This window comes from Peribacillus frigoritolerans (assembly GCF_040250305.1).
Taxonomy (GTDB): Bacteria; Bacillota; Bacilli; order Bacillales; family DSM-1321; genus Peribacillus.
In genome coordinates, this window is sequence record NZ_CP158190.1 from 4,663,508 (window position 1) to 4,685,691 (window position 22,184).

Sequence of the window (22,184 nt, forward strand, 5' to 3'; positions counted from 1 at the left end):
ATAATGATACTTTTAAAAAGGTTTCCTTGAAGGTAACGGAATATTTTAAGCCAAAAAAAGCCGCCCCGTAATATTTACCGGGCGGCTGCATTTTAAATATTATTTTGTTTCCAAGGTAAACTGCAGTCCTTTCTCAATTTCCGCCAATACCTCTTCATCCTTTTCCTTCATTCGTGCTTCTTCCAATGCGGAAACAGCCTGCGCCCGGCCAATTTTCCCAACTGCCCAGGCCGCCGTCCCCCTGATGACAGGCCGCGGATCATCCTTCATGACCTGTATCAATTGAGGCAATGCCGTTTCATCTTTGAAATGGGCCAATGCTAAAATGGCATTTCGTTGGATTGGTTTTTTACCGCGCCAGGAGCCAGATACATGGCCGTATGTCTCTTTGAAGTCCCGATTTGAAATCGTAAGCAGGGGTTTTAACAGCGGTTTCGCCAGCTCCGGGTCGGGTTCCATCTCTTCATGAAAATGAAAATCCATTCCTTTGTTTTTCGGACAAACAGTCTGGCATGTATCACATCCATACAAACGATTGCCTATTTTCGTCCTGAACTCATCCGGAAGGAAACCTTTTGTCTGCGTTAAGAACGCAATGCAACGCTTGGAATTTAGCTGCCCACCCTGAACGAGCGCTCCAGTCGGGCAAACATCGACACATTTATTGCATGTCCCGCATTGATCTTCCATCGGTTGATCCGGTTCAAATGGCAGGTTGGTTATCATGTCTCCCAAGTATACATATGACCCGAATTCCGGTGTGATGATCATACTGTTTTTTGCACTCCAGCCAATACCTGCACGCTCAGCCACTGCCCTATCTGATAATTCGCCCGTATCAACCATGGACTTCATCATTGCTCCTGGCACTTTATCTTTAATGAAATCCTCAAGTAACTGCAATTTATTACGAAGAACGGTATGATAATCCGTTCCCCATGACGCCCGGCAAAAGATCCCCCGGCGCTCACTTTTTGTACTTTGCGGAGCATCCTTCAATTTCGAAGGATAAGCAAGCGCAATCGAAATGATGGATTGCGGTTTATCGAATATCAAATCAGGCCTTACCCTTTTTTCTATATCGGCTTCTTCAAACCCTGACTGATAATCCAGCTCCTGTTGACGTATCAACCGAGCTTTCAATTCGGTAAAGGCCGTGGCCGATGTAAAGCCGATTTTATCGATGCCGATTTCCTTACTATATAAAATCACTTCTTGCTTGAATGTGTTCATATCCATATTAATCACCTACGTTCATTCAGTATTCCCATTGAAAGCTTGAATCTTTTTCAAACCATTGCTATCTATGATAAACTAATTGCAATCATTTTTGGAGGTGAAACGGTTGGAAATTACCATATCAGCTAATCTTAGCAGTAAAATCCCTCAATTCAAAGTTGGGATCATTACATATGAAAACATCGAAGTAGGTCCCTCCCCGCAAATGGTGAAAGGAAGACTTCAACTATTTCAGGAAGCTCTTTTCTTCGACCTTGAAGAAAAGGAATTGACCGACTTTTCCGGCATTAAAGTGTGGCGGGAGATTTTCAAGGCTACAGGAACAAATCCGTCACGGTATCGCCCCTCCGTGGAAGCCCTTTACCGCCGCGTAAAAAAACAGAATTACTTGACACCCATCCATTCAGCCATCGATTTAAATAACTTCTTCTCGCTGTTATATGAAGTTCCGATCGGCATTTATGATGCGGAAAAATTATCAGGGGACATCTCGATTAAGATCGGCGAGGCGTCAGATGGTTATGAAGGTTTGAACGGCCGCTTGAATTCCATGGAAAATATGATTACATCAGCCGATGATGTGGGCACATTCGGAAGTCCTTACGTTGATTCAGAACGCACGAAAGTCACCGAAGAAACGAAAAAAGCCATCCAAATCATTTATTTACAGCCCAATACTCCAATCACGGAAGCAGATCAGCTGACGAAATCCCTGATGGACATGTTCCTTGAAATCCACGGTGGTGAAGGGACTTACTCGATTGTAGAAGGATAATTAAAAATTGAACGAAAATAAACCCTTTCCACAATCGGAAGGGGTCTATTTATGATTTTTCCAATTAATAAAACCAGTGCGCTAGTATCCTTTTATTCAACCGATCGATCCATCCCAGAACCTGAAATTTAAGAGCATAAAGGATCACCTAGTCATAAATTTGGTTCGGGATGAGTCCAGCCTACTGTTTTTTCTTAAACTACATTCCAATTGATTTCAGAAATCCGCTCCCTTTCCGCCAACAGTCTACTAAGCCTCATCAAGCAAGCTTTTGTGGGGTCTCGGCTAGCCGGTTATTCGGCAGGAGTGTCGTGCATTTCTTCCATCCATTGAGGATTACAGTAAAAAAAACATGAAGGATCACCCAGTCTTAAACCTGGTTCTGGATGAGTCCAGCCTACGTTTTTTTTAAAACTACATTCCAGTTGATTTCAGAAATCCGCTCCCTTTCCGCCGACTGTCTGCCAAGCCTCCTCGGCTCAAGCGCCTGTGGGGTCTCGGCTAGCCAGTTATTCGGCAGGAGTGTCGCAAATTTCTTCCATCCATTAAGGATTACAGTAAAAAAACATGAAGAGTGAGATTTAATACATTTTTTTCCAAAAAACTTTTCAGACAATTTCAGCAGAGCAATTTTGTTTCAACCTACACCTCACTATTCGACTCCCAATCCCTTTTTTGCCGGTAAACTGCAACCATATCAATGGTTACATAGCCTGGCACGCCTCGCTCTAACAGACTTCGACTACACAGCTTGTCAGTTTGGACAAAAAAGCACACACTTAGTCAAACTGATTCTACTAACGTAGTTAATCACATTGAACAAGTTTGTGCTGCATCGAATTCCCACTCTTCCGAATAGTGGATAGTCGAAAAATAAAAAAACTCTGGTTTTTGTTGCGGTATGACATACGGTAACACTGCTTCGATAAAATGCTGGCAATTTGGACAATAAAAAAATCCCACTGTAAACAGTAGAATTCTTGTAATAATATTAAAACGCAAAGCTTCGTTCTCCAGGTAACGAAACCCTACGTTATGAGTATGTATTGGAGCGGGTGAAGGGAATCGAACCCTCATCATCAGCTTGGAAGGCTGAGGTTTTACCACTAAACTACACCCGCATATTCTTGTAGAAGTTTGTCGAATTACCAATCAACAAAATTAATTATATAGTTTAATGTGAAAAAATGCAATAGTTCTTTTAAAAAAAATTAATAATTACCGTATTGTAACGTTAATATATTCATTCACTCTAGTAAAAATGTTAAAAAGTCCCCTGATTCAGAGAACTTTTACATCCTATATATGATGATTTAAGACCAAATGACTTCCATTAACCGCGGATAAACCTGCTGTGCCGTTTCAAGCAGCATGATTAACTTCCTGAACGCCAGATCCGGTACGATATCCCCCTCAATGGAGTATGAATACCGAATGGAAATGGTCCCATTTTCCTCATACAGCTTGGAATACCTAAAATTAGCATTATATTCATTCAACAGTGTATGTACATCCTGTTTCTTTTCAGGATTCTTCAACTCGGCGACATTAAAGCAAAATAAGTCCGCCACATTTTCATCTTGATTGAAAGCAAATACTAAAAGGACCTTCCACCCGTCCTTTAACTTTTGCTCAGCCCTAAAAAAGGTGGTGCCATCTTCATTCAACTCATTCATATAGATTTTCTCACTAGTTAAAAAATCACGAAATTTAGCAACGTTTGACATGGTTCATCACCTTTCTCTTTGTAATTACATTTTATAATGAAAACTGGCATTTTTACAGACTTTTCTATAAACCTTCCAATTTCATCCTATTAATAGGGACGAAGAATCACTCATTTAAAGAAAGGGATTCAAAAATGAACTCCCATATGAGGATTAATAGATTGATTAGCCAGTTGCTTCTCCGCAAAACTGAAGCTCTTCTTGAAGGTCCAAAATTTCCTGGCAGATTTTTGAGCATCCTTCAATTTCAGGCACTTCTCGCAGTGAAGGCTATGTCTGATGAAGTGACTTCTAATAATTAATTTCCTTCATATGAATCAAAAGATACCACTAAAGGTAATGAAGGATCATATTTTTATTTGAAAGGAAAACGGCCTTTCCCCGATTGAAAAAATCGAAAAAAGGCCGCTTTTGTCATAAGCTGCTTAAAATCAAAAAAAGGAACTTCCACAGCTTTATTTCATAAAACTTATAGTTGAGCGAATTCAGGTTCCGCAACTTTTACAAGCTGTTTACCGAGGTTCGTTCCTTTAAACAAACCTAAAAATGCATCAGGTGTGTTTTCGAACCCTTCAATAATCGTTTCTTCATACTTCAGCTTTCCTTCTTGAAGCCACTTACCTAAATCCGTAGCACCTTCTTGGAATCTAGAGGCATAATTTCCAACTGTGAAACCTTTCATTAGTGCACTCGTTTTGATCATCGCCGATTGCAGACGCGGTCCTAGATCTTTTCCTTCTGCGTTATACGAGGAAATCGCTCCGCATAATGGTATTCGGGCATTCGCATTCAAAAGTGTGAAAACAGCATCGGACACCTCGCCGCCCACATTATCGAAATAAACATCGACTCCATCGGGAACAGCATTAGCTAAATCTGTCGCAAAACTTTCACTTTTATAGTTTACGGCTCCATCAAATCCTAGTTCTTTCGTTAAATACTCAAGTTTTTCATCTGAACCAGCGATGCCAACAACCTTCGCACCTTTAATCTTAGCAATTTGTCCGACTACTGAACCAACTGCTCCAGCCGCTCCTGAAACGACTACCGTTTCACCTTCTTGAGGTTTTCCAATATCAAGCAAACCAAAGTAAGCAGTTAAACCGGTCATTCCAAGAATCCCTAAATGAGTTGTGACCGGAGCCACCTTGGGATCAATCACGCGGATTTCCTTTTCGGTGACAACTGTGTATTCTGCCCAGTCGATGTTCCCAACAACGACATCCCCTTGTTTGAAGGAATTCGATTTGGACTCAACAACTTCAGCAACAACGCCGCCCGTGATGACCTTATTCAATTCAAATGGAGCAATATATGATTTGGTATCTTGCATTCTGCCACGCATGTATGGATCGACAGATAAATATAGTGTACGTACTAAAATCTCATTATCCTTTGGTGTGGGAACTTCACTCTCAACAAAGTTGAAATCCCCTTTCGAAGGCATACCTTTTGGACGGTTTGCCAGGGTGATTATTTGTTGTTTAGTTTGTGTCATCATTGTTCCTCCTTGGTTTGAATACGTAATTTCGAAAAGAAGCGTATCACTGATGAAGTTCATAGGTCAAAGAATATGATTGGCTATTGCTTCCATAACACTCTTGATGTAGCCTTTCCTGAAAACCCCAAACATGCTACAGCCTATTATGTCCCATGTTTTCATTTCAATATACGATTCACTCCCGAGAAAAATTTAACGGCCTTTCCCCGATTGGATACCGAGAAAAGGCCGCAGCTTGAAATACTCTATTTTTATCGTGTGCTAGGCAGATGATCAAGCTCCGCACTTTCCCGAATTAAAACATCAGCCTGGACAGTTTGTACTGCAATCATTAAGACTATGTTCGCCCTTGAAAAAACTTTGCAAACATATGTGAACTTGGTTTAATGGATAGTCTACATCAATTTTGAAATAAACATCGTGGCAATTCCAAAGTAAATAAGTAACGAGAGTATATCATTTAGTGTTGTAATTAGCGGACCAGAAGCAACTGCAGGATCGATGTTGAATTTATATAATATCAAAGGAATAATGGTCCCAGCTAAAGTCCCGATAATTAGGGTCATCACTAACGAACTTCCAACCACTAATCCCAGAACGGAATTTCCCTGCCAAACATAAGCTATGATGGAAATCAATATTCCACAGGTAATGCCTATTATCAATCCAACTTTCAATTCCCGTATAATAAGTCTGGTCACGACTCCTTTATCCGTATCACTAGTGATTAGGCCTCTTACAACAACAGCTAAAGATTGAGTACCTGTATTTCCAGTCATCCCTGCGATCATCGGCATAAAGAAAGCAAGCGCAACAACTTTGGACAATGTTTCTTCAAAACCGCTTATAATGGTTCCAGACACTAATCCGATAAATAAAAGTAAAATAAGCCAGGGCAGCCGACGATATGCGGCCACGTGCGCCTTCGTGTCAAAGTCTATAGCTTTACCGGATGCCGATAATTTTTCAATATCTTCATTCGCTTCCTTAATGACAACATCAATAATATCATCGACGGTTACTATTCCTAATAATTCATTATTTTTTTCAACTACAGGAATTGCTAAAAAATCATATCGCTCAATGACACGAGCTACCTCTTCTTGGTCTTCATCAGCAGAAACGGAGATAACCCGGCTATACATAATATCTTGAATTTTTTCAGATTCATCATTTATTATTAAATCCCGATATGAGACAACACCTACTAATTTTTTATCATTATCTATTACATAAAGATAATTGATCGTTTCCGAAAACTCCGCAAAGATTTTCAGTTTTTCAACTGCTTCACGAACCGTATAATGTTGGGGGATCCATACAAAACGGTTTGTCATTATTCGCCCGGCCGTTTCAGGGGGATAATTCATGATATTTTGAACGATTTTTGATTCTTCCTGTTTCATGCCTGAAAGAAGTTCTTCAATTTTTCCAGGGGATAGGTCCTCTAACAATGAAGCTAGATCATCATTATCCATTAAATCCATAACATGGCCGGATTTCTCTATTCCTAATTTACTAAGAATTTTTAATTGATGCACTTTCTCAACTTCTTGAATCAGTTCAGCGATTTGTTCTGAATCAAGTAACAACAAGAAACGTGTATGGTGTTTTTCTGGAAGCCCCTCAAAAGTTCGAGCAATGTCATATGGTTGGAGTTCTTCTAATATTGCTTGAAATTCTTTCTTTTTTCCTTCTTTTAAAACCTTTATGATTTGTAAAGTCATTTGATCTTCCGTCAGGACTTTTATCATTTGTCACTCACTCCTTTTTAGGGGAGCCAAAAAATATTTCCCTTAAATATTAAGAGTAAAAAAAATATTTATTCCCCTTCCAAAATCTTGTTTTCATTCACGTGTATGTCGTCGTGTATAGTTATCCAAATTCCTCACCCCCAGGAAAAAAACAAAAAAACCTCCATTACAAATGAAGGTGTTAAATACGGTAAATATGCGTACATTGTCTGGATGACAAATACAAACAGCCTTATAAGACTGAATGACAAATACAAGCATAAATCCAGTTCCTCCATTCGTAGAGCTTTAGCACTGTGTGGCATAGGACAAAGCCAGCTACATTAAAAACCACCTTATGTCGATGGTTTCTGTTGACCCATTGGCGTCTTTCGACATTTTTGGGCAGTAGCGTATCTCCTACACAGGAGCCTCACCTAACGAGGATATTTAATTTACACATCCACTCTAAAAGAGTTTCTTTTAGATGTCAATGTTTGATTCAAATAATTCTAATTTTGACCTAATATCCCGACCTTTAAAAAGGTAAAGTCAAAACATCACCGACTTAGGCGCTCTCGATTAAAGCAGTCTTATTGAATGTCTGTGAAGCAAATATTCGATTGATTCTTCATAAAGTACATACCAAAATCAGTTATTGGATTCCCCAAATAGACGTGAAATATATTCTATCGAGGTAATTGTTGAAAATATTGTCCTCTTAAAAAGCCTTCCTTCATTTACATAATTGATATTCACCAGTTGGTAATGGTGAACGATCCTTTTTCAACAAAATTTCTCATCCAGAAAAACAATGGCAGGTAATCTAACAAAGAGGAAGATTTTGTATAAATTCATTAGTATAATTGATGAAATTACAATAAGAAAGGAAAGATCACTATGAAGATGCTTATACATGCTTTAAAAAAGAATGCCACATGTATCCTTGAAATCATTTATCTGTATATACTTTTCTTTTTTTCAGAGCTACAAACTACTACTGCAAGCTTATTAAAAATAAAGTAAGAACTATGTAATTTAATCCTCTTGAATGGACTTATGTTAAAAAGATCCTCTAGTTCCCGAACATTCCATAACATTTATTTTATTTCATCTTCATAATTAGAACTTTCAACAGTCATAACAGCCAGTTTGCACACTTTGTCTGTGTAAAATTCCCTCAAGGGCAAAATGCAGATCGATAAACTTGGAGGTCCGACAAGCGTTTTAGGACTTTAACTCAGTCGTCTGTAACTCAATCTAACCAACTTGACTCGATATGCAGCTGAGCCCCTTTTTTCAACAGGTAATGATTATTCTACGTATCCTCCCTACTGAGCTACCTTACTAGCCGTGCACTTGATAAAGAAGTTACTTTCAAGCGAGAAACATAAGTTCACCAAAAAGGGACAAACTGTATGTGAAAAAAGAAAGGAGATGTGAGACATGACAAAAAAATTCAATAAAGGAAGCCGTAACCAAAATTCACCGCATTTACACGGACAAACTCCTGTTAGTGGGGACAACAGCAAAGGAAATAAAAGAAATAAAGATCAGAGCTCTAAATCAGAGTAACTAAATGAAACAAACCGGCCATATTCAGACCGGTTTGTTTCTTATGCAGATAATCTTCTTAGTTATTTGGCAGAAAGAGATCAAAAAGGACAATTCATCATTAGCGTTATCCGAACTGTAATCTGGTAGTATTTCAAGTAACTCTTTTTTAAAAGTCCTTTGACTTACCTTTCTTTTGTTTGGATAGGGCAGATAGAATGGACTGTTCGCCCTCTACTTGATTTCCTAAAAATTTCTTAGTAAGACTTAACTTAAGAACAATTTGGTAAACGATTGTGGCTGAAACGATACTTATGATGGCTCCGACAAGAACATCTGCTGGATAATGGACACCTACCCAAATTCGCGAAATACCTACAAGGACAGCCAAAATTCCCCATAAAAACCCCCAACCTCTTTTGAATAACCAGAAGGTTATACAAAATGAAAAAAATATGATTGTATGGTCGCTTGGAAAGGAATTATTGACTGCTTTTTCAACTAACTTATTAACGTTGGGCAACTCAGCAAATGGTTGATAATTCGTGTGGAATTGCCCTGCTATTTTCGCCAATATTTCTGAGATAACCAGTGTAATGAATGCACAGATTACCATGATTCTATTTTTATTGCTTCGAGAAAACAAAAATATCAGGACTGCCAATACTAAGAAAAAAATCATGTATTCAGCTATGAATACAAAGAAAGGATTTAAATCTGGGTATTGTTTACCTAGATTATTAATCATTCTAAACAATTTACTATTCATTTCGGACAAAGCCATTGAAAAATTCCTCCTGATTGTATTATCACTTTAACCTTTATTAAGCTCCATTATGTATATAAGATGAACTTCAATTAAATCTATATTTTACATCTTTAAGAAAGAAAGTCCATCATCAACATTCAGGATCTATGTATTCCAATACTCAAGTACAAAGACTCCTGCGGGGAAAGTGCGTCTAGGGAGACCCCGCAGGTGCAAGCCGAGGAGGCTCCTTGACCGCCCCGCGGAAAGCGAGTTTCTTAGCGGAAATCAACGTCCATATTGTACAAGCCATAAAAAAACTGTGGCAAACTCGAATTCTTCAAATCTGTATACAGTTTCAGGGATTTTCGATTGGAAGATCCCTTTGGGCTTTATATTAATTCCAAATTTTTGTTAAGGGCAGTTTCTGAAATCTCTAAGTGTCATCAAAATTATGTGGTAAAAAAGCTTATCCTTTCACATTCAACAGATATCCTTCAATTTCGTGCTTTCTTTTTAAAATAACTATTAGCTTTTCAGGGTCACTCTTTTGAAGATCGGCAAATCTGGCTTTCATTTCTTTCTTGCGAGGAAAGTAGGTGGTCATGATAAATTTAATAAACTGCCAGTCTAATTTTTCATTGCAGCCTTTGCCCATATCAGGCCTTGTTTTACCTATATTAGACAACCACCGTTTGATAACACGGTAAAGGCAAACACGGAGAGGAAGTTCCAAATAAATAATCGTATCGGCAAGCTCCGACCGTAAATGAAAAGAATTATTATAATTGCCTTCCATTATCCACTTGTCATGACTCAATACTTCCTTCTGAGCAGAAATAAAATCCTCTAAAGGAGCTTCAACCCAGCCAGGTCTCCAGTAGAATGTATCCAAATGATGCACTTCGATATTCAAATTATCTCCAAGTCTTCTTGCAAAAGTAGATTTTCCGACACCCGCGGACACTCCGATAACCATGATACGTTCCATTGATATACCATCCACTCTCCCCTTTTAGGTTCATAAGAAAAGGCGACCCTTCTTGAAGAAGAATCGCATCAGTTTTAGAAAAGGAAGTATGGTTGCTGCGGTGTCCTGTCATGAACAAGCCCTTCCTTATATCTTATCTCTATTAAATCAGTTGCCCTAAATGTTTCTTCGCCTCGTAATCAACAAGTTTTTCATCCTGCTTGATTCGTGCCAGATAATCCGGGTTGGCTAAAAGCGGACGTCCAATCGCCGCAACGTCAATGATGCCTTTTTCCAGTGCGGCTTCTGCTGTTTCAGGATCAAGCCCTCCCACACCGACTATAATGCCATCCCAGTGGCTGCGTACCAATTCATGCATGGTCAATCCTCTTGCAATCGGTTTGGTAAATTCCATCGTGGATGGGTGAATCATTTTGACTCCTGTTTCATTGAACGCTTCAATAAATGTTTGGATCGCTTTTTCAGGGTCTTCCCACATGTAAGACGGCTGGTCAATTTTCAAAGCCGAGAAACGAATAAGGGTACGTTCCACTCCAACCGCATCAATAACTGCTTTTAGCACTTCCTTCATAAAAGTCAGGCGCTGTTTTAAATCACCACCGTACCGATCGGTCCTTTTATTGGAGGTGTCAGAATTGAACTGGTCTATTAAGTAGCCGTGTGCACCATGAATTTCAACGCCGTCAAAGCCAGCATCCATTGCATTCTTTGCAGCTTGTTTATATTGGTTCACAACTTCTGCAATATCCGTCTCTGTCATTTCTTCAGGAGTGTCAAAAGGTTTGCCGAATCGTGAAACCTTTCCTTCTGCAGCTATAGGTGACGGAGCCTGTGGAGGAAGTCCTCCTGCAATTTCATGGTGACTTGCACGGCCCACATGCCAGATTTGCGCAATAATCGTTCCGCCTTCAGCGTGTACTGCTTCCGTTACCTTTTTCCACCCGTTGATTTGCTCTTGAGTATATATACCGGGAACTCCAGGATTGCCCTTTGCTCTTGGTGAAATCACTACACCTTCAGTAATGATAAGTCCGATTCCATCTTGAGCCCGTTTTCGGTAATATTCTACGGTCAGGTCATTCACAACACCAGTTTCGTTATCGGCAAACGCCCGTGTCATAGGAGCCATAGCCGTTCTTGTTTTTAAGTTCCATGCGCCTATTGTTACAGGTTCAAACATTTTGGTTTTTATTGTTTTCATTTAAGTCCCTCCTGTTAACCGCTTTACCTGAGCTAAATTTAGTAACTATCATTGTGTAAGATTATCCGATAAGTGGTTAATTTTCAAATAATTCACTCTGATTTTAGATCTTTTGATAAAATATGGTAATAAAGACCAATGAAAAAGCCAGACAGAGATACTCTATTCCCTGCTGGCTAATTTATTTTAATATCTTATTAGTCTCGTGCTGTTCTGATAAAAAAAGACACGATCAAACCAATGATTGCAAGGACAAGACCGAAAATAAAGGCATCTTGAACGCCTGCAGTCAATGAACCGCTAATGGCAGATGGATCGAACGGATCTTCTGCATTTGCCATATAAATTTTTTGGGATGCTGACATGATTGTAATGGCAACGGTTGTACCGATGGCCCCTGATACTTGTTGCAATGTATTCATTAGAGCCGTTCCATCCGGATAAAGTTTTTTCGGCAGTTGATTCAGCCCATTTGTCTGGGCCGGCATCATGACCATCGAAACACCAATCATAAGGAGGGAATGCATGACGACTACCATAATGATCGTCGTTTCAGTCGTTACGTTCGTCAAGGTCCATAACATGACAATCATGATAATGAAGCCAGGGATCACTAACCCTCTTGGCCCGAACTTATCAAAAATGCGCCCTGTAACCGGAGACATGATACCATTAAGCACTCCACCCGGTAATAGTACCAGCCCAGCAGAAAACGCAGCTAATGCAAGCCCGGTTTGCAGGTATAGCGGTAAGAGAATCATGGATGACATGATGATCATGAAGGTGATGAAGACAGTTATTAACCCTAACGTGAACATCGGGTATTTAAAAACGCGCAAATCTATCATCGGTTTATCCATGTTGAATTGCCTCACAGCAAACAGGAATAGCGCTATAAGTCCAACAATGATCGAAGATAGAACTATCACATTGCTCCATCCTTGCTCTCCGACAATACTAAAGCCATAAACAATACCCCCAAAACCAATGGTCGATAAAATAATGGATGGTACGTCAATTTTAGGTTTGGTGATTATTGAAACGTTTTGCATATATTTGAGACCGAATAGTAAAGCGATCACAAAGAACGGCAAAGACACCCAGAAAATGTAATTCCACTTCAGGTTTTCAATAATCAAACCTGAAACTGTCGGCCCGATTGCTGGGGCAAACATGATCACCAACCCCATCAATCCCATCGTCGCTCCCCTTTTATGAATAGGGAAAATCAATAAAATGGTATTGAACATGAGAGGCAATAAAAGACCCGTTCCGATTGCCTGGATGACACGGGCTAGCATCAAGATGCCAAACCCAGGTGCAATTGCTGCAATGAGCGTCCCAATGATGGAGAACACCATTGAGGCAATGAATAATTGACGAGTATTGAACCACTGAATCAAGAGTCCCGAAACGGGAACCAATATCCCCAATGTTAATAGGTAACCCGTTGTCAGCCATTGCACGGTGGAAGGACTGACATTGAACTCTTGTATTAGATCGCCCAGCGCCATGTTTAATGCCGTCTCACTGAATAACCCAATGAACCCTGCAATTAAAAATGCAATTAAAATGGGAGTCGTTCTAATGACTGTTTTTTGTTGCTGTGTTGCATCTGTAGACATAAAATATTTCCTCCAATTACTAACTGTTCGACCTAAGCTTAAGATAATTTTTCCGTATGACTTATTTATTTATCAGCAATAATGGTATCTGTTCGGCAATGGCATGGAGAGGTTCCCCGCTTTTCGCCGTTAAGGATAAAAGGATACCGCCTTCAATTAAAGCATTAATTACGATACTCAATTCTTTTGCCCGTTTCTCACTGAATTCCGCCTCGAGTAATTTCTTCACATATATAGATTGCCAATCTTCTATCGCTTCTTGGCAGGCCGTTCTTATCTGCTCACTCGTCGTATATGTTTCTGCTGCAATCGTTCCGATTGGCAGTCCTAATAGATTTTCACTATCACCAAATACCTCGGATAATTGAAAAATATGAGCCTGAATGGCTTTGATGGGGTCATCGATTTCATCAAAGCCCCGTTGAATTTCATCTATCACGAATTCTTTTGTATGAATAATCGCCTCTATCGCCAATTCTTCTTTGCCTTTCGGAAAATAATGATACAGAGAACCTTTTGGGATTCCGCTTTCCTCAATAATGTCCTTAAGCCCTACACCATAATATCCACGTATTCGAAAAAGTCGGGAAGCAGCTTCAATAAGAATGTCTTTAGAGTTTCGTTTCTCTGCCATAGCTGGATCACTCCTTAAAATTATATCAACCGGTCTATTAGAGACTATACTTGTATATCATTGTTTTGTCAAAGATGATACTTATGTATGCATGGAATATGCGATTGAAATTCATTGGAAACAAAAAAGAACACCTCCTAATGGTGTTCTCCAGTTTGTTGACAAAATGGTGTTCGGATTCCGAATAATAAGATGTAGGTGTAAAAAATTTGTGAACGGTCGAATATAGTGCTTCAACGGTCGAATACTGTGCGAGGTAGGTCGAATACTGCGCGTGAATGGCTGAATAAAGTGTGGTTTAGGTCGATAAACTGCGTCAACAGCCCAAGACAATACAGCGGGTCAATTTCTGAAATCAACTGAACTTTTAAATTAGAAAACTGCAGGCAAACTTAGTTTTCATCGAGTTTGTCTACAGCCTGAAGAACACCTTCTAATGGTGTTTTCTGCAAGTTTAAAAACTCGAGAAAATCAATACCTTCTTATAAAAAACCGGCATTTTTTAAAACGCTTCCATTATTATTCAAACACATCGGCCTGCCTCAATATCTTCAAGGATTCTTGTCATGATTTTTGAAATCAAGAATAGCAATTACAAACATGCCAAAGCTTAGCATCAGGGAAATAACTTCGAAAGTACCCATTCATACATCGCCTCCTTATATCCAGCTTTTCCTGATCAGAGATTGTCCTATACAAGAAAAAGATGAAACAGTGGCTTTTAAACAAAAAATAAGCAAACCCAATCAGGGTCTGCCCTTGTACTCCATTCGAATTTCTTTTCAAAAGATCGATTACTGTTAATAACCAAGCTTTTTTTCTACAACGTTCATTAGGGGTTTACCGTCAGAATAAAGCTTTAAATTTTTCAGGAATAATTCCATTACCCGATCTAAGTGTTTGGAAGAGTTGTAAGCATTATGTGGGGAAACCATGACATTTTCCAGCTGCCAGAAAGGGTGGTCCTTAGGTAAAGGTTCTACTTCAAACACATCCAGAGCCGCACCTGCTATGTGTCCATTGCTCAAGGAATGAATTAAATCTTCATCAACAATCGTATTACCTCGGCCGACATTAATTACATAGCTGCCTTTTTTCATTTTATTTAAGCGTTCTTTATTAAAAAAGTATGATGTATCTTTTGTAAACGGAAGGGCCAAGACGACAAAGTCGGACCTGGAAAGGACCTCATCCACTTGATCCATTCCCATTATCAAATCTGCAGGTTCATATTCTGTGTTCCTCTTGGAGGGATTCCGGCGGCACCCAATAACGGTCATACCCAGTGCTTTACATCTCTTTGCTATCTCATAGCCAATATCACCATACCCAATTATCCCCACTGTCGCATTCTCGAGATCTTTCACAGGAATTTCAACCCAAGTTTTGTTTATTTGATTTCTGATCATTGTCGGTACACCTCTTGCTAACGAAGACAGCATCGCAATTGTATGCTCCGCTATCGGGACAGATGTGCAGCCTTTGACATTGGTGATGATGACATCGCTTTTTTGTATATCTTCATTCAGCATGGCCTCCACTCCAGCAGTGTCTGAATGGACCCATTTAATCTTTGGAGCTTTTTTTATAATGTTAAGATTATCATGAAGCCCCAGCGTATAAATGACATCAAACTTCGATAGATCAACTGTTGGCTGTGGTTCAGGTTCACCGAATTCCCATGGTTCGACAACAACTTCCGAACAAAACTCCTTAAACTGATTGATGTATTTTTCCGGTATATCGACCCTTATATAAAGTGAAGGTGCTGTTTTCTTAGAACCGGACATTATAAAACCTCCTCAAGAACCTACGATACCTTTTTCCCTCTTTTATGGGAAAGCAATCCGTTGCGGATTAGACCATGCCTTGCTTTATGGTCACTTCAAGAAATCTGGTTGCTCTTTTCTGATTCTGTCCCAAAGAGGCTGAAAACTCAGCCATCCCTCATATTCCGTTCCCGTTTGTTCTGCCGTTAACTTTGCATACTCTTCGTCTATAAAAATAGGCTTACCTACAGACTCAGCCATTATCTGTGCTTGACATGAACGTTCCATCGTTATGAACCACCACGCAGCCGAATCTACAGACTGGCCTACAGTTAACAATCCATGGTTGCGGAGGATGACAGCTTTGTATTGACCTAAAGCCTTAGCAATGCGTTTCCCTTCTTCGGATGCATAAACCACACCAGTAAAATCATCAAATAATGCATGATCTCTGTAAAATTGGCAGGCATCTTGCGTAATCGGATCTAACAGTCTCCCTAAGGAAGACCATGTCTTTCCATAGACTGAATGAGCATGTGCCGCTGCAATGGCGTCCGGTCGCGCTTTATGAATTTCAGAATGAATGGCAAAGGCAGCACCATTCACAGAATGTTCACCCTCTACAATATCACCTTTATGATTGACCAATATAAGATCCGAAACGGAAATTTGACTAAAATGCATCCCAAACGGATTAACCCAGAAATGGTCTGTATATTTAGGATCACGGACCGTAATATGGCCAGCTATCCCTTCATCGAAACCAAACTTTGAAAAAAGACGGAATGAAGCTGCCAACCGTTCCTTCCTGTGAATGCGCTCTTCTTCCAATGTATTGAATGTTGCGGGTTGCAGGGAAATTGTCTTTGTCATTTTTACTTTCCTCCTCAATTTTTCCGTTTTTTTGCCGAACCATCAATTAGCCATTGTGTCCATGTCAGCTTTACCCTTTATATCTTGCTTTACTTCACTTTTGTTTCTGTGATCATTATTCGGACTTAGGAGAGTGATCGTAGTGATGACGACAAAACTAGTAGCGAGCCCGTACAGGATTGGTTGAGTGGAGGAAGGTCCATTTATCACCAATCCGACAATAATAACGATCATGCTGGCCAGAATTGAGTAAAATGCTGCTGTAGCCGTGACCCTTTTCCAAAAGAAACCAAGGATGATCGGAAAGAACACAGCACCGGATAAAATTGCGTAAGCTACATCCAATGCAACTAAAATATCTTGAATCCATATCGAAACGATTATGGTCAATACACCAATCGTTAAAGTTGTAATTCGGGATGTTTTTAAAAATTGTCGTTCACTCATTTTTGGACCGATATATTTTTTAATGATGTCATTAACAACTAAAGTGGACGAAGCAAGCAAAGTTCCTGAAGCTGTGGACATTAGGGCCGATACCACACTCGCAATGACAACCCCCAATAGGCCAGCAGGTAAAGTTTCCATCGCTATACTGGTAAATGCATTTTGGGGATCGCCTAAATCAGGAAGGATAATAAAAGCGCACATTCCAATGATACTGATTGCAATCGCATAAAAAACACTATATAGTCCCGCTCCAATCGTTCCGCCACGAGAAACAGCTTTGGTTCGTGCGGTAAAAAGTCGCTGCCAAATATCTTGGCCAACAACTACCCCTAGAGTAAATAGTAGGAAATATTGAAAAATCGTCTCTCCGCCAATGTTGCCTAACTCGAAATGTGAGGCCGGGAGATTTTCTTTAAGCGAGCCCCACCCTCCTGCCTTAGAGATGCTCATCGGAAGCATGATAAAGAAAATGCCGATCGTCATGATGACGAATTGCACGACATCAGTCATGGTGACTGACCACATACCTCCTAATATTGTATAAAATAAAACGATCCCACCCCCGACAATCATGGAAACCGTTAAATTCCAGCCGGCCAAAACATGTAAAATTGTCCCCATCCCAATCACTTGCGTTACAGTCAGCATGAATGTATAGATAACAGAGACAAGGGCACTGATCAATCTTGTCTGAGAGTTGTAACGCTTCTCAAGCATTTCACTGATCGTCAATACTTTTAAATTAAATATCTTATTTGTTAAAAACAACCCGATAGCAATAATGCCGAGCCCGATCATCACCACTAGCCAAATACCGGATATCCCAAACTGATAACCTAACTTTGCTGTTCCTAGAGTAGAAGCACCCCCTAATATCACAGCAGCTAAACAGGATAAATACATAAAATGACCAAGATTACGTCCTGCCACAATGAAATCATCTGCTGTTTTTGCCCGTTTGGATCCGATTACTCCCACAATGATTAAAACAGAAAAATATAGAATCATGATCGATATATCCAAAATATGCATGTACACATCTCCTTTTGGGCTTGTATTGTTCTTATCGCTTTGTAAAGAGGGAAGAAAGGATTTCACCGATTCCTTCCTTCTTTACAGTTAAATGAAGAAACTATTTGTTAAATTGGGTTTCCAAATCTCCGACTCTCTCTTTTTTCTCCAGTTTCCCTTTTTTTGCGAGAGCAATGAGTGTGATGAATTCATAGACAATATTAGCGGCTGCGGCAGCCGTGATTTGTCCGTGATCGTATGATGGTAAAACCTCAACAAGATCGAATCCAACAAAATCTATATTCGTCAAGCCTCTCACTAAGGCCAAAGCATCATCAATGCTGGCACCGGAAACTTCAGGGGTCCCCGTTCCCGGAGCATAGACCGGATCTAAAAAATCAATGTCAAAAGATAAAAAAACCGGACCATTCGCAACACGCTCATGAATGACCCCCAGCATCTTTTCGACCCCGATACGTTTATAATCGTTTGTCGTATAAACGCCCAAACCTAAATCCCGGGCATCCTGAAGATCTTCCGGTCCGTACAGACCGCCCCTCATACCAATTTGAAGAGATCGAGATACATCGATGAGACCCTCTTCTATTGCGCGGCGAAAAACGGTTCCGTGATTATACTTTTGGTCAAAATAACTATCCCAAGTATCAGAGTGAGCATCGAATTGAAGCAGGGCAACAGGTCCATGTTTTTTAACGATCGCACGTAACTCCCCTAGTGTAATGGAATGATCGCCTCCCAATGAAATGGGAATGATCCCTTTTTCAATGACGGGGGTAAGCTCTTCTTCGATCTTTTTATATGTTTCAGAAATATACCCCGGAATGATTGGAATATCCCCATAATCTATTCCTGATATATAGTCAAAAATATTAATATCTTGTTCTGGATTATAAGGACGTAAAAGGATTGAAAAATCGCGAATGGCCTCTGGTCCGAATCTCGCACCCGTTCTAAATGATTGCCCGGAATCAAAAGGAATCCCCGTAATGACAAAATCCATATGTTCATCTACCCGTTCAACAAATGGGAGCCGCATAAACGTACGCACTCCACAAAAACGGGGTGATTTGAATGAGTCTTTCGGTTGATACTTCATCATGTAACATCCTCCTAAAATCTAATTCTGCCGTAATTTTTTTCACTCCACTGCAATTGCAGCTGTTCCTACAAACTTCCATCTTTTCTAATAGAATGGCTATGGAAATTCTCTTCTTATCTATTACATAAGCAAGATTCAGGCCAACTATTTTGCTGTGGTATATGAGGCTTTTCGTTATTTTGTTTCATTCAATTGATTAAAAACTTAATCATTTTCTTGTTTTTTAATTTAATTTTTGATTATTTCGACTTTTTGATTTATATTTTAATTAAACATGATCCCAAAACCCAAAGGAGCGGAACTTATGTACGATGATATGCTGGAGGAAGAACTAAATAAGATTATTGAAACATCGAATAATAACATTCTCATTACCGATCAAGATGGGATCATTTTATATTCCAACCCAAAGCTTTGGGAGATTTATGGTATGAAAAGTGACTCTTATATCGGTACCTCCGTCTATCAATTAGAAAGTGAAGGCCTTCTCACACCTTCCATCAATGCGATTGTTTTAAAAGAAAAGAAAGCTAAGCGCATAATGCAAGAAACTAAAACGGGTCATGTTGTCATGTCGACTGGCTATCCCATTTTTAATAAGGAAGGACTTCTCGTTAGGGTAATCAGCTATGGTCAGGATCAAACCGAGATTTTGCAATTGCAGGATCAATTTGAGCAATTACAACGAAAAATAAAAGGCTATCAAACGGAAGTCGAGGATTTAAGAGAAAAGGAACTGGATTACCATTATTTGATTGCCAGAAGTAATGAAACGAAGCATATTTTAAAAACGATCCATAATGTTTCAAAAACCGATGCCACGATTCTCTTATTAGGACCTTCCGGGGTAGGAAAAAGCACTTTTGCCCGTGCTGTTCATGACCAAAGCAACCGAAAGAAAGAACCTTTTATCGAAGTGAATTGCAGCACGATACCTGAAAGTTTGTTTGAATCAGAAATATTCGGCTATGAGCCGGGATCATTTACAGGGGCAAATAAACAAGGGAGGCAAGGCCTGATTGAGCAGGCTGACAGCGGGACTCTTTTCTTAGATGAAATCGGTGAACTCCCACTTGCCATGCAAGCTAAATTACTGAAAGTATTACAGGAAAAAAAGATAAAGCGCATCGGCGGAAAAAAAGAAAACCATATTAACTTCCGCCTGGTTGCAGCAACTAATCAAGATTTGAAGGAGATGGTAAGTCAAGGTAAGTTCAGATTGGACTTATTTTATCGTTTGAATGTGATTCCCATCCAAATACCGGCATTACATGAACGTAAAGAAGATATCCCTCTCTTAATTCAGCATTACTTACAGAAAACCAATGATAAATACCAGAAATTCAAAAAAATCCATCCATCGACTTATGAAGTTTTGACTCATTATCATTGGCCCGGAAATATACGGGAATTAGAAAACTTAATTGAACGGTTAATCCTGACCATCGAAGAGCCTATTATATTTCCCGAACACCTTCCCCAATCCATCACAGGGCAAATAGAACAGCCTGAAGATTCCACGTTCCTGGCAATCGAACAGGAATGTGAAGAGAATTTCGATTTAAAGAAGACACTGGAAAAGGTTGAAAGGCAACTGATTGCAAAAGCATGGAAACAATGTAAAACCACATACGAAATGGCAGAACATTTGGGCATCAGCCAGCCAACAGTCATCTATAAATTAAAGAAATACAAAAAGTATTTGTAAATTCATCTGGACTAGAATCTCTGTAAACCATGAAAGGTCCTTAGCGTATAGTCATAGATGCTATTCAAGCTAAGGGCGCTTTTTGAAACCTTATATGCCGGCAATTCTTGAAGTGAAACCTGTGATATAAACATTTAATCAAAAAAATCCACATTCAAATTGAATGGGATTCACAAATATCACATTTCCAAATTATTAATGCTAAAGCTTACATTAATTCAACCGAATGATCATCAGTGAAGCTCCTGCCCCACCCCAACTGTTAGCGACCTGTCACAGGAACGGAAACACAGTGTTGGTTCCATTCACTGTGAATGACCCTGAATTTTGGTTACTTGGAAGCGTAAACCGATTGCCCCCACTTCTCCTGTTGTACCGGTTGATCCAGTAGCTCATTATTCCCTTTGCTCCAATTGCACCTGTTACTTCCTGCTCCCCTTTTCTTCACACTCCATGATTGTCTCCATTTTTGAAAACAAAAGATATTTTACTATATCAGCAGAATAGGAATTACATAACCTGTCCCGAGATGATTTCATCAACAAAAAGAGGCACCCATAATGGGAGCCTGAATTTTTAGTGAAGGTAAGCTATTATATGTAAACGGTAACCATTCCGCATCCTTATGCTAACACGATGATTGAGAAATGGGATATTCCACCCAGTAACTTAGGAAATATCTTTTCAATTGTACCGAATTTGAAACAGGCTTGCTTATAGTCGGTTATTTCACTGCCTTTTTTATAGCTTTCACTTCATATAATGATCCTTCCGAACTGACGATATATTCAGGCTTTGGTTTCCCAAGGTTCGCTTTATGGCCTGCGATATGGGCTTCACTCTTTTCCCACTGCTTCCAATGTGCCTCTGACTCCCAATTGATCATAATGATGACCTCTTCATCCCCGCGGCGCACTTTTTTCACCATCACACTTAAATCGATGAACCCTTCCTGCTTTTCTATGATCCCCTCCCCACTGAACCGTTTTACTACTTGTTCTGCATTACCTTCTTTTACCACCATTTTTCTCATCTGGACGAACAATATGAACAACTCCAATCGATATACTTATAATGAATCATTTTATTCGATAACGATTCTCATTGTCAATTATTGAGACTTCGACTTAAGTGCACTACTTAAAACTCAAAATCCAAAAAAAATGGATCAGGAAGTTATCATATCTTCCTGATCCATTTTTTATTGTCATTCACCTTTTATCTTTAAGACTTTTGGGAACATAGTCATTCAGTTTATTAAATAAAGAAGTAATGTAGGAGCTGAGTTCGAATCGATCCTCCTGAACAAATTCAACTAACGACACTCCATTCTTTTTCATAACTTTTCCCCCTTATAGTTTTTGTCCCGGTGCATAAACTTTTCAGCCACTAATACCTGTGAATCCTGCCATTAGCGCACTTACATTCTTCTCTCCATCATTATCTTTATTTGATTATACAAGAAAGCGCTTACAATGTAAAATATTATAATACTATAGATTGCTATTTACTTAGTATGTTCCAG

The 22,184-nt window shown here is 39.5% G+C and carries 18 protein-coding genes, 1 tRNA gene, 1 pseudogene and 1 riboswitch; of the genes and pseudogenes, 3 read left to right on the forward strand and 17 right to left on the reverse strand.

Annotation, left to right across the window (positions count from 1 at the left end; translation table 11 throughout):
- Window positions 1-99 precede the first annotated feature (99 nt).
- Window positions 100-1,239: a tRNA epoxyqueuosine(34) reductase QueG gene (queG, locus tag ABOA58_RS22965; RefSeq protein WP_350300172.1), complete on the reverse strand. Its 1,140-nt coding sequence runs from the start codon at window positions 1,237-1,239 to the stop codon at window positions 100-102.
- Window positions 1,240-1,345: 106 nt separating this feature from the next.
- Here queG and ABOA58_RS22970 point away from each other — a divergent pair, with 106 nt between their 5' ends.
- Window positions 1,346-2,014, forward strand: coding sequence for a B3/B4 domain-containing protein (locus ABOA58_RS22970; protein ID WP_350300173.1), 669 nt, complete (start codon window positions 1,346-1,348; stop codon window positions 2,012-2,014).
- A gap of 1,047 nt (window positions 2,015-3,061) precedes the next feature.
- Here the strand turns inward: ABOA58_RS22970 and ABOA58_RS22975 are convergent.
- From ABOA58_RS22975 to mgtE, 4 genes are all read right to left on the reverse strand, one after another.
- Window positions 3,062-3,135, reverse strand: a tRNA-Gly gene (locus ABOA58_RS22975).
- 192 nt (window positions 3,136-3,327) lie between these two features.
- Window positions 3,328-3,741: a YbjN domain-containing protein gene (locus ABOA58_RS22980; RefSeq protein WP_063235961.1), complete on the reverse strand. Its 414-nt coding sequence runs from the start codon at window positions 3,739-3,741 to the stop codon at window positions 3,328-3,330.
- Between the two features lie 469 nt (window positions 3,742-4,210).
- The gene (locus ABOA58_RS22985; RefSeq protein ID WP_350302955.1) at window positions 4,211-5,239 is read right to left on the reverse strand and encodes an NADP-dependent oxidoreductase; all 1,029 of its coding nucleotides are present in this window, start codon (window positions 5,237-5,239) and stop codon (window positions 4,211-4,213) included.
- A 398-nt stretch (window positions 5,240-5,637) separates the two neighbouring features.
- The gene (gene mgtE / locus ABOA58_RS22990) at window positions 5,638-6,996 is read right to left on the reverse strand and encodes a magnesium transporter (protein ID WP_350300174.1); all 1,359 of its coding nucleotides are present in this window, start codon (window positions 6,994-6,996) and stop codon (window positions 5,638-5,640) included.
- A gap of 265 nt (window positions 6,997-7,261) precedes the next feature.
- Window positions 7,262-7,427, reverse strand: a riboswitch (M-box (ykoK) riboswitch).
- A 994-nt stretch (window positions 7,428-8,421) separates the two neighbouring features.
- On the opposite strand from mgtE, the gene ABOA58_RS22995 reads away from it, so the two are divergent.
- Window positions 8,422-8,550: a hypothetical protein gene (locus ABOA58_RS22995; protein ID WP_350300175.1), complete on the forward strand. Its 129-nt coding sequence runs from the start codon at window positions 8,422-8,424 to the stop codon at window positions 8,548-8,550.
- 148 nt (window positions 8,551-8,698) lie between these two features.
- On the opposite strand, the gene ABOA58_RS23000 is transcribed toward ABOA58_RS22995, so the two are convergent.
- The 10 genes and pseudogenes from ABOA58_RS23000 to speB all read right to left on the reverse strand — a co-directional run bounded on the left by ABOA58_RS23000 (window position 8,699) and on the right by speB (window position 18,951).
- Window positions 8,699-9,313 carry an undecaprenyl-diphosphatase gene (locus ABOA58_RS23000; protein ID WP_350300176.1) on the reverse strand — a complete coding sequence of 205 codons (615 nt, stop codon included), beginning with the start codon at window positions 9,311-9,313 and terminating at the stop codon, window positions 8,699-8,701.
- Between the two features lie 433 nt (window positions 9,314-9,746).
- On the reverse strand, window positions 9,747-10,268 hold the full coding sequence (locus ABOA58_RS23005; RefSeq protein WP_350300177.1) for a topology modulation protein: 522 nt from the start codon (window positions 10,266-10,268) through the stop codon (window positions 9,747-9,749).
- Window positions 10,269-10,410: 142 nt separating this feature from the next.
- Window positions 10,411-11,457 (reverse strand): annotated as a pseudogene (locus ABOA58_RS23010) (alkene reductase); the annotation flags it as partial.
- A 209-nt stretch (window positions 11,458-11,666) separates the two neighbouring features.
- A complete protein-coding gene (locus ABOA58_RS23015; protein WP_350300178.1) occupies window positions 11,667-13,094 on the reverse strand; it encodes an MDR family MFS transporter in 1,428 nt (475 codons plus the stop codon).
- Window positions 13,095-13,155: 61 nt separating this feature from the next.
- Entirely contained in the window at window positions 13,156-13,728 is a 573-nt protein-coding gene (locus ABOA58_RS23020; RefSeq protein ID WP_241594823.1) for a TetR/AcrR family transcriptional regulator, read from the reverse strand.
- A 551-nt stretch (window positions 13,729-14,279) separates the two neighbouring features.
- Window positions 14,280-14,372, reverse strand: a complete 93-nt coding sequence (locus tag ABOA58_RS23025) for a putative holin-like toxin (protein WP_220126990.1) — start codon at window positions 14,370-14,372, stop codon at window positions 14,280-14,282.
- A gap of 156 nt (window positions 14,373-14,528) precedes the next feature.
- Window positions 14,529-15,518, reverse strand: coding sequence for a D-2-hydroxyacid dehydrogenase (locus tag ABOA58_RS23030; RefSeq protein ID WP_350300179.1), 990 nt, complete (start codon window positions 15,516-15,518; stop codon window positions 14,529-14,531).
- Window positions 15,519-15,608: 90 nt separating this feature from the next.
- Window positions 15,609-16,388 (reverse strand): class II aldolase/adducin family protein, encoded by a 780-nt coding sequence (locus ABOA58_RS23035; RefSeq protein WP_350300180.1) that lies wholly within the window; start codon window positions 16,386-16,388, stop codon window positions 15,609-15,611.
- Between the two features lie 24 nt (window positions 16,389-16,412).
- On the reverse strand, window positions 16,413-17,852 hold the full coding sequence (locus ABOA58_RS23040) for a sodium:solute symporter (RefSeq protein ID WP_350300181.1): 1,440 nt from the start codon (window positions 17,850-17,852) through the stop codon (window positions 16,413-16,415).
- A gap of 100 nt (window positions 17,853-17,952) precedes the next feature.
- Window positions 17,953-18,951 carry an agmatinase gene (speB, locus tag ABOA58_RS23045; protein WP_350300182.1) on the reverse strand — a complete coding sequence of 333 codons (999 nt, stop codon included), beginning with the start codon at window positions 18,949-18,951 and terminating at the stop codon, window positions 17,953-17,955.
- Window positions 18,952-19,255: 304 nt separating this feature from the next.
- Between speB and ABOA58_RS23050 the strand changes: the two genes are divergently transcribed.
- Window positions 19,256-20,659: a sigma-54 interaction domain-containing protein gene (locus tag ABOA58_RS23050; RefSeq protein WP_350300183.1), complete on the forward strand. Its 1,404-nt coding sequence runs from the start codon at window positions 19,256-19,258 to the stop codon at window positions 20,657-20,659.
- A 724-nt stretch (window positions 20,660-21,383) separates the two neighbouring features.
- Here ABOA58_RS23050 and ABOA58_RS23055 read toward each other — a convergent pair.
- A complete protein-coding gene (locus ABOA58_RS23055) occupies window positions 21,384-21,704 on the reverse strand; it encodes an antibiotic biosynthesis monooxygenase family protein (RefSeq protein ID WP_053533860.1) in 321 nt (106 codons plus the stop codon).
- Window positions 21,705-21,870: 166 nt separating this feature from the next.
- Window positions 21,871-21,999, reverse strand: coding sequence for a hypothetical protein (locus tag ABOA58_RS23060; RefSeq protein WP_260359184.1), 129 nt, complete (start codon window positions 21,997-21,999; stop codon window positions 21,871-21,873).
- Between the last annotated feature and the right edge of the window lie 185 nt (window positions 22,000-22,184).

Excerpts from the sequence above, each read along its gene's own strand:
- queG (WP_350300172.1), bottom strand. The coding sequence starts at position 1,239 with ATGGATATGAACACATTCAAGCAAGAAGTGATTTTATATAGTAAGGAA.
- ABOA58_RS22980 (WP_063235961.1), bottom strand. The coding sequence starts at position 3,741 with ATGTCAAACGTTGCTAAATTTCGTGATTTTTTAACTAGTGAGAAAATC.
- ABOA58_RS22985 (WP_350302955.1), bottom strand. The coding sequence starts at position 5,239 with ATGACACAAACTAAACAACAAATAATCACCCTGGCAAACCGTCCAAAA.
- mgtE (WP_350300174.1), bottom strand. The coding sequence starts at position 6,996 with ATGATAAAAGTCCTGACGGAAGATCAAATGACTTTACAAATCATAAAG.
- ABOA58_RS22995 (WP_350300175.1), top strand. The coding sequence starts at position 8,422 with ATGACAAAAAAATTCAATAAAGGAAGCCGTAACCAAAATTCACCGCAT.
- ABOA58_RS23000 (WP_350300176.1), bottom strand. The coding sequence starts at position 9,313 with ATGGCTTTGTCCGAAATGAATAGTAAATTGTTTAGAATGATTAATAAT.
- ABOA58_RS23005 (WP_350300177.1), bottom strand. The coding sequence starts at position 10,268 with ATGGAACGTATCATGGTTATCGGAGTGTCCGCGGGTGTCGGAAAATCT.
- ABOA58_RS23015 (WP_350300178.1), bottom strand. The coding sequence starts at position 13,094 with ATGTCTACAGATGCAACACAGCAACAAAAAACAGTCATTAGAACGACT.
- ABOA58_RS23020 (WP_241594823.1), bottom strand. The coding sequence starts at position 13,728 with ATGGCAGAGAAACGAAACTCTAAAGACATTCTTATTGAAGCTGCTTCC.
- ABOA58_RS23025 (WP_220126990.1), bottom strand. The coding sequence starts at position 14,372 with ATGGGTACTTTCGAAGTTATTTCCCTGATGCTAAGCTTTGGCATGTTT.
- ABOA58_RS23030 (WP_350300179.1), bottom strand. The coding sequence starts at position 15,518 with ATGTCCGGTTCTAAGAAAACAGCACCTTCACTTTATATAAGGGTCGAT.
- ABOA58_RS23040 (WP_350300181.1), bottom strand. The coding sequence starts at position 17,852 with ATGCATATTTTGGATATATCGATCATGATTCTATATTTTTCTGTTTTA.
- speB (WP_350300182.1), bottom strand. The coding sequence starts at position 18,951 with ATGATGAAGTATCAACCGAAAGACTCATTCAAATCACCCCGTTTTTGT.
- ABOA58_RS23050 (WP_350300183.1), top strand. The coding sequence starts at position 19,256 with ATGTACGATGATATGCTGGAGGAAGAACTAAATAAGATTATTGAAACA.
- ABOA58_RS23060 (WP_260359184.1), bottom strand. The coding sequence starts at position 21,999 with ATGAAAAAGAATGGAGTGTCGTTAGTTGAATTTGTTCAGGAGGATCGA.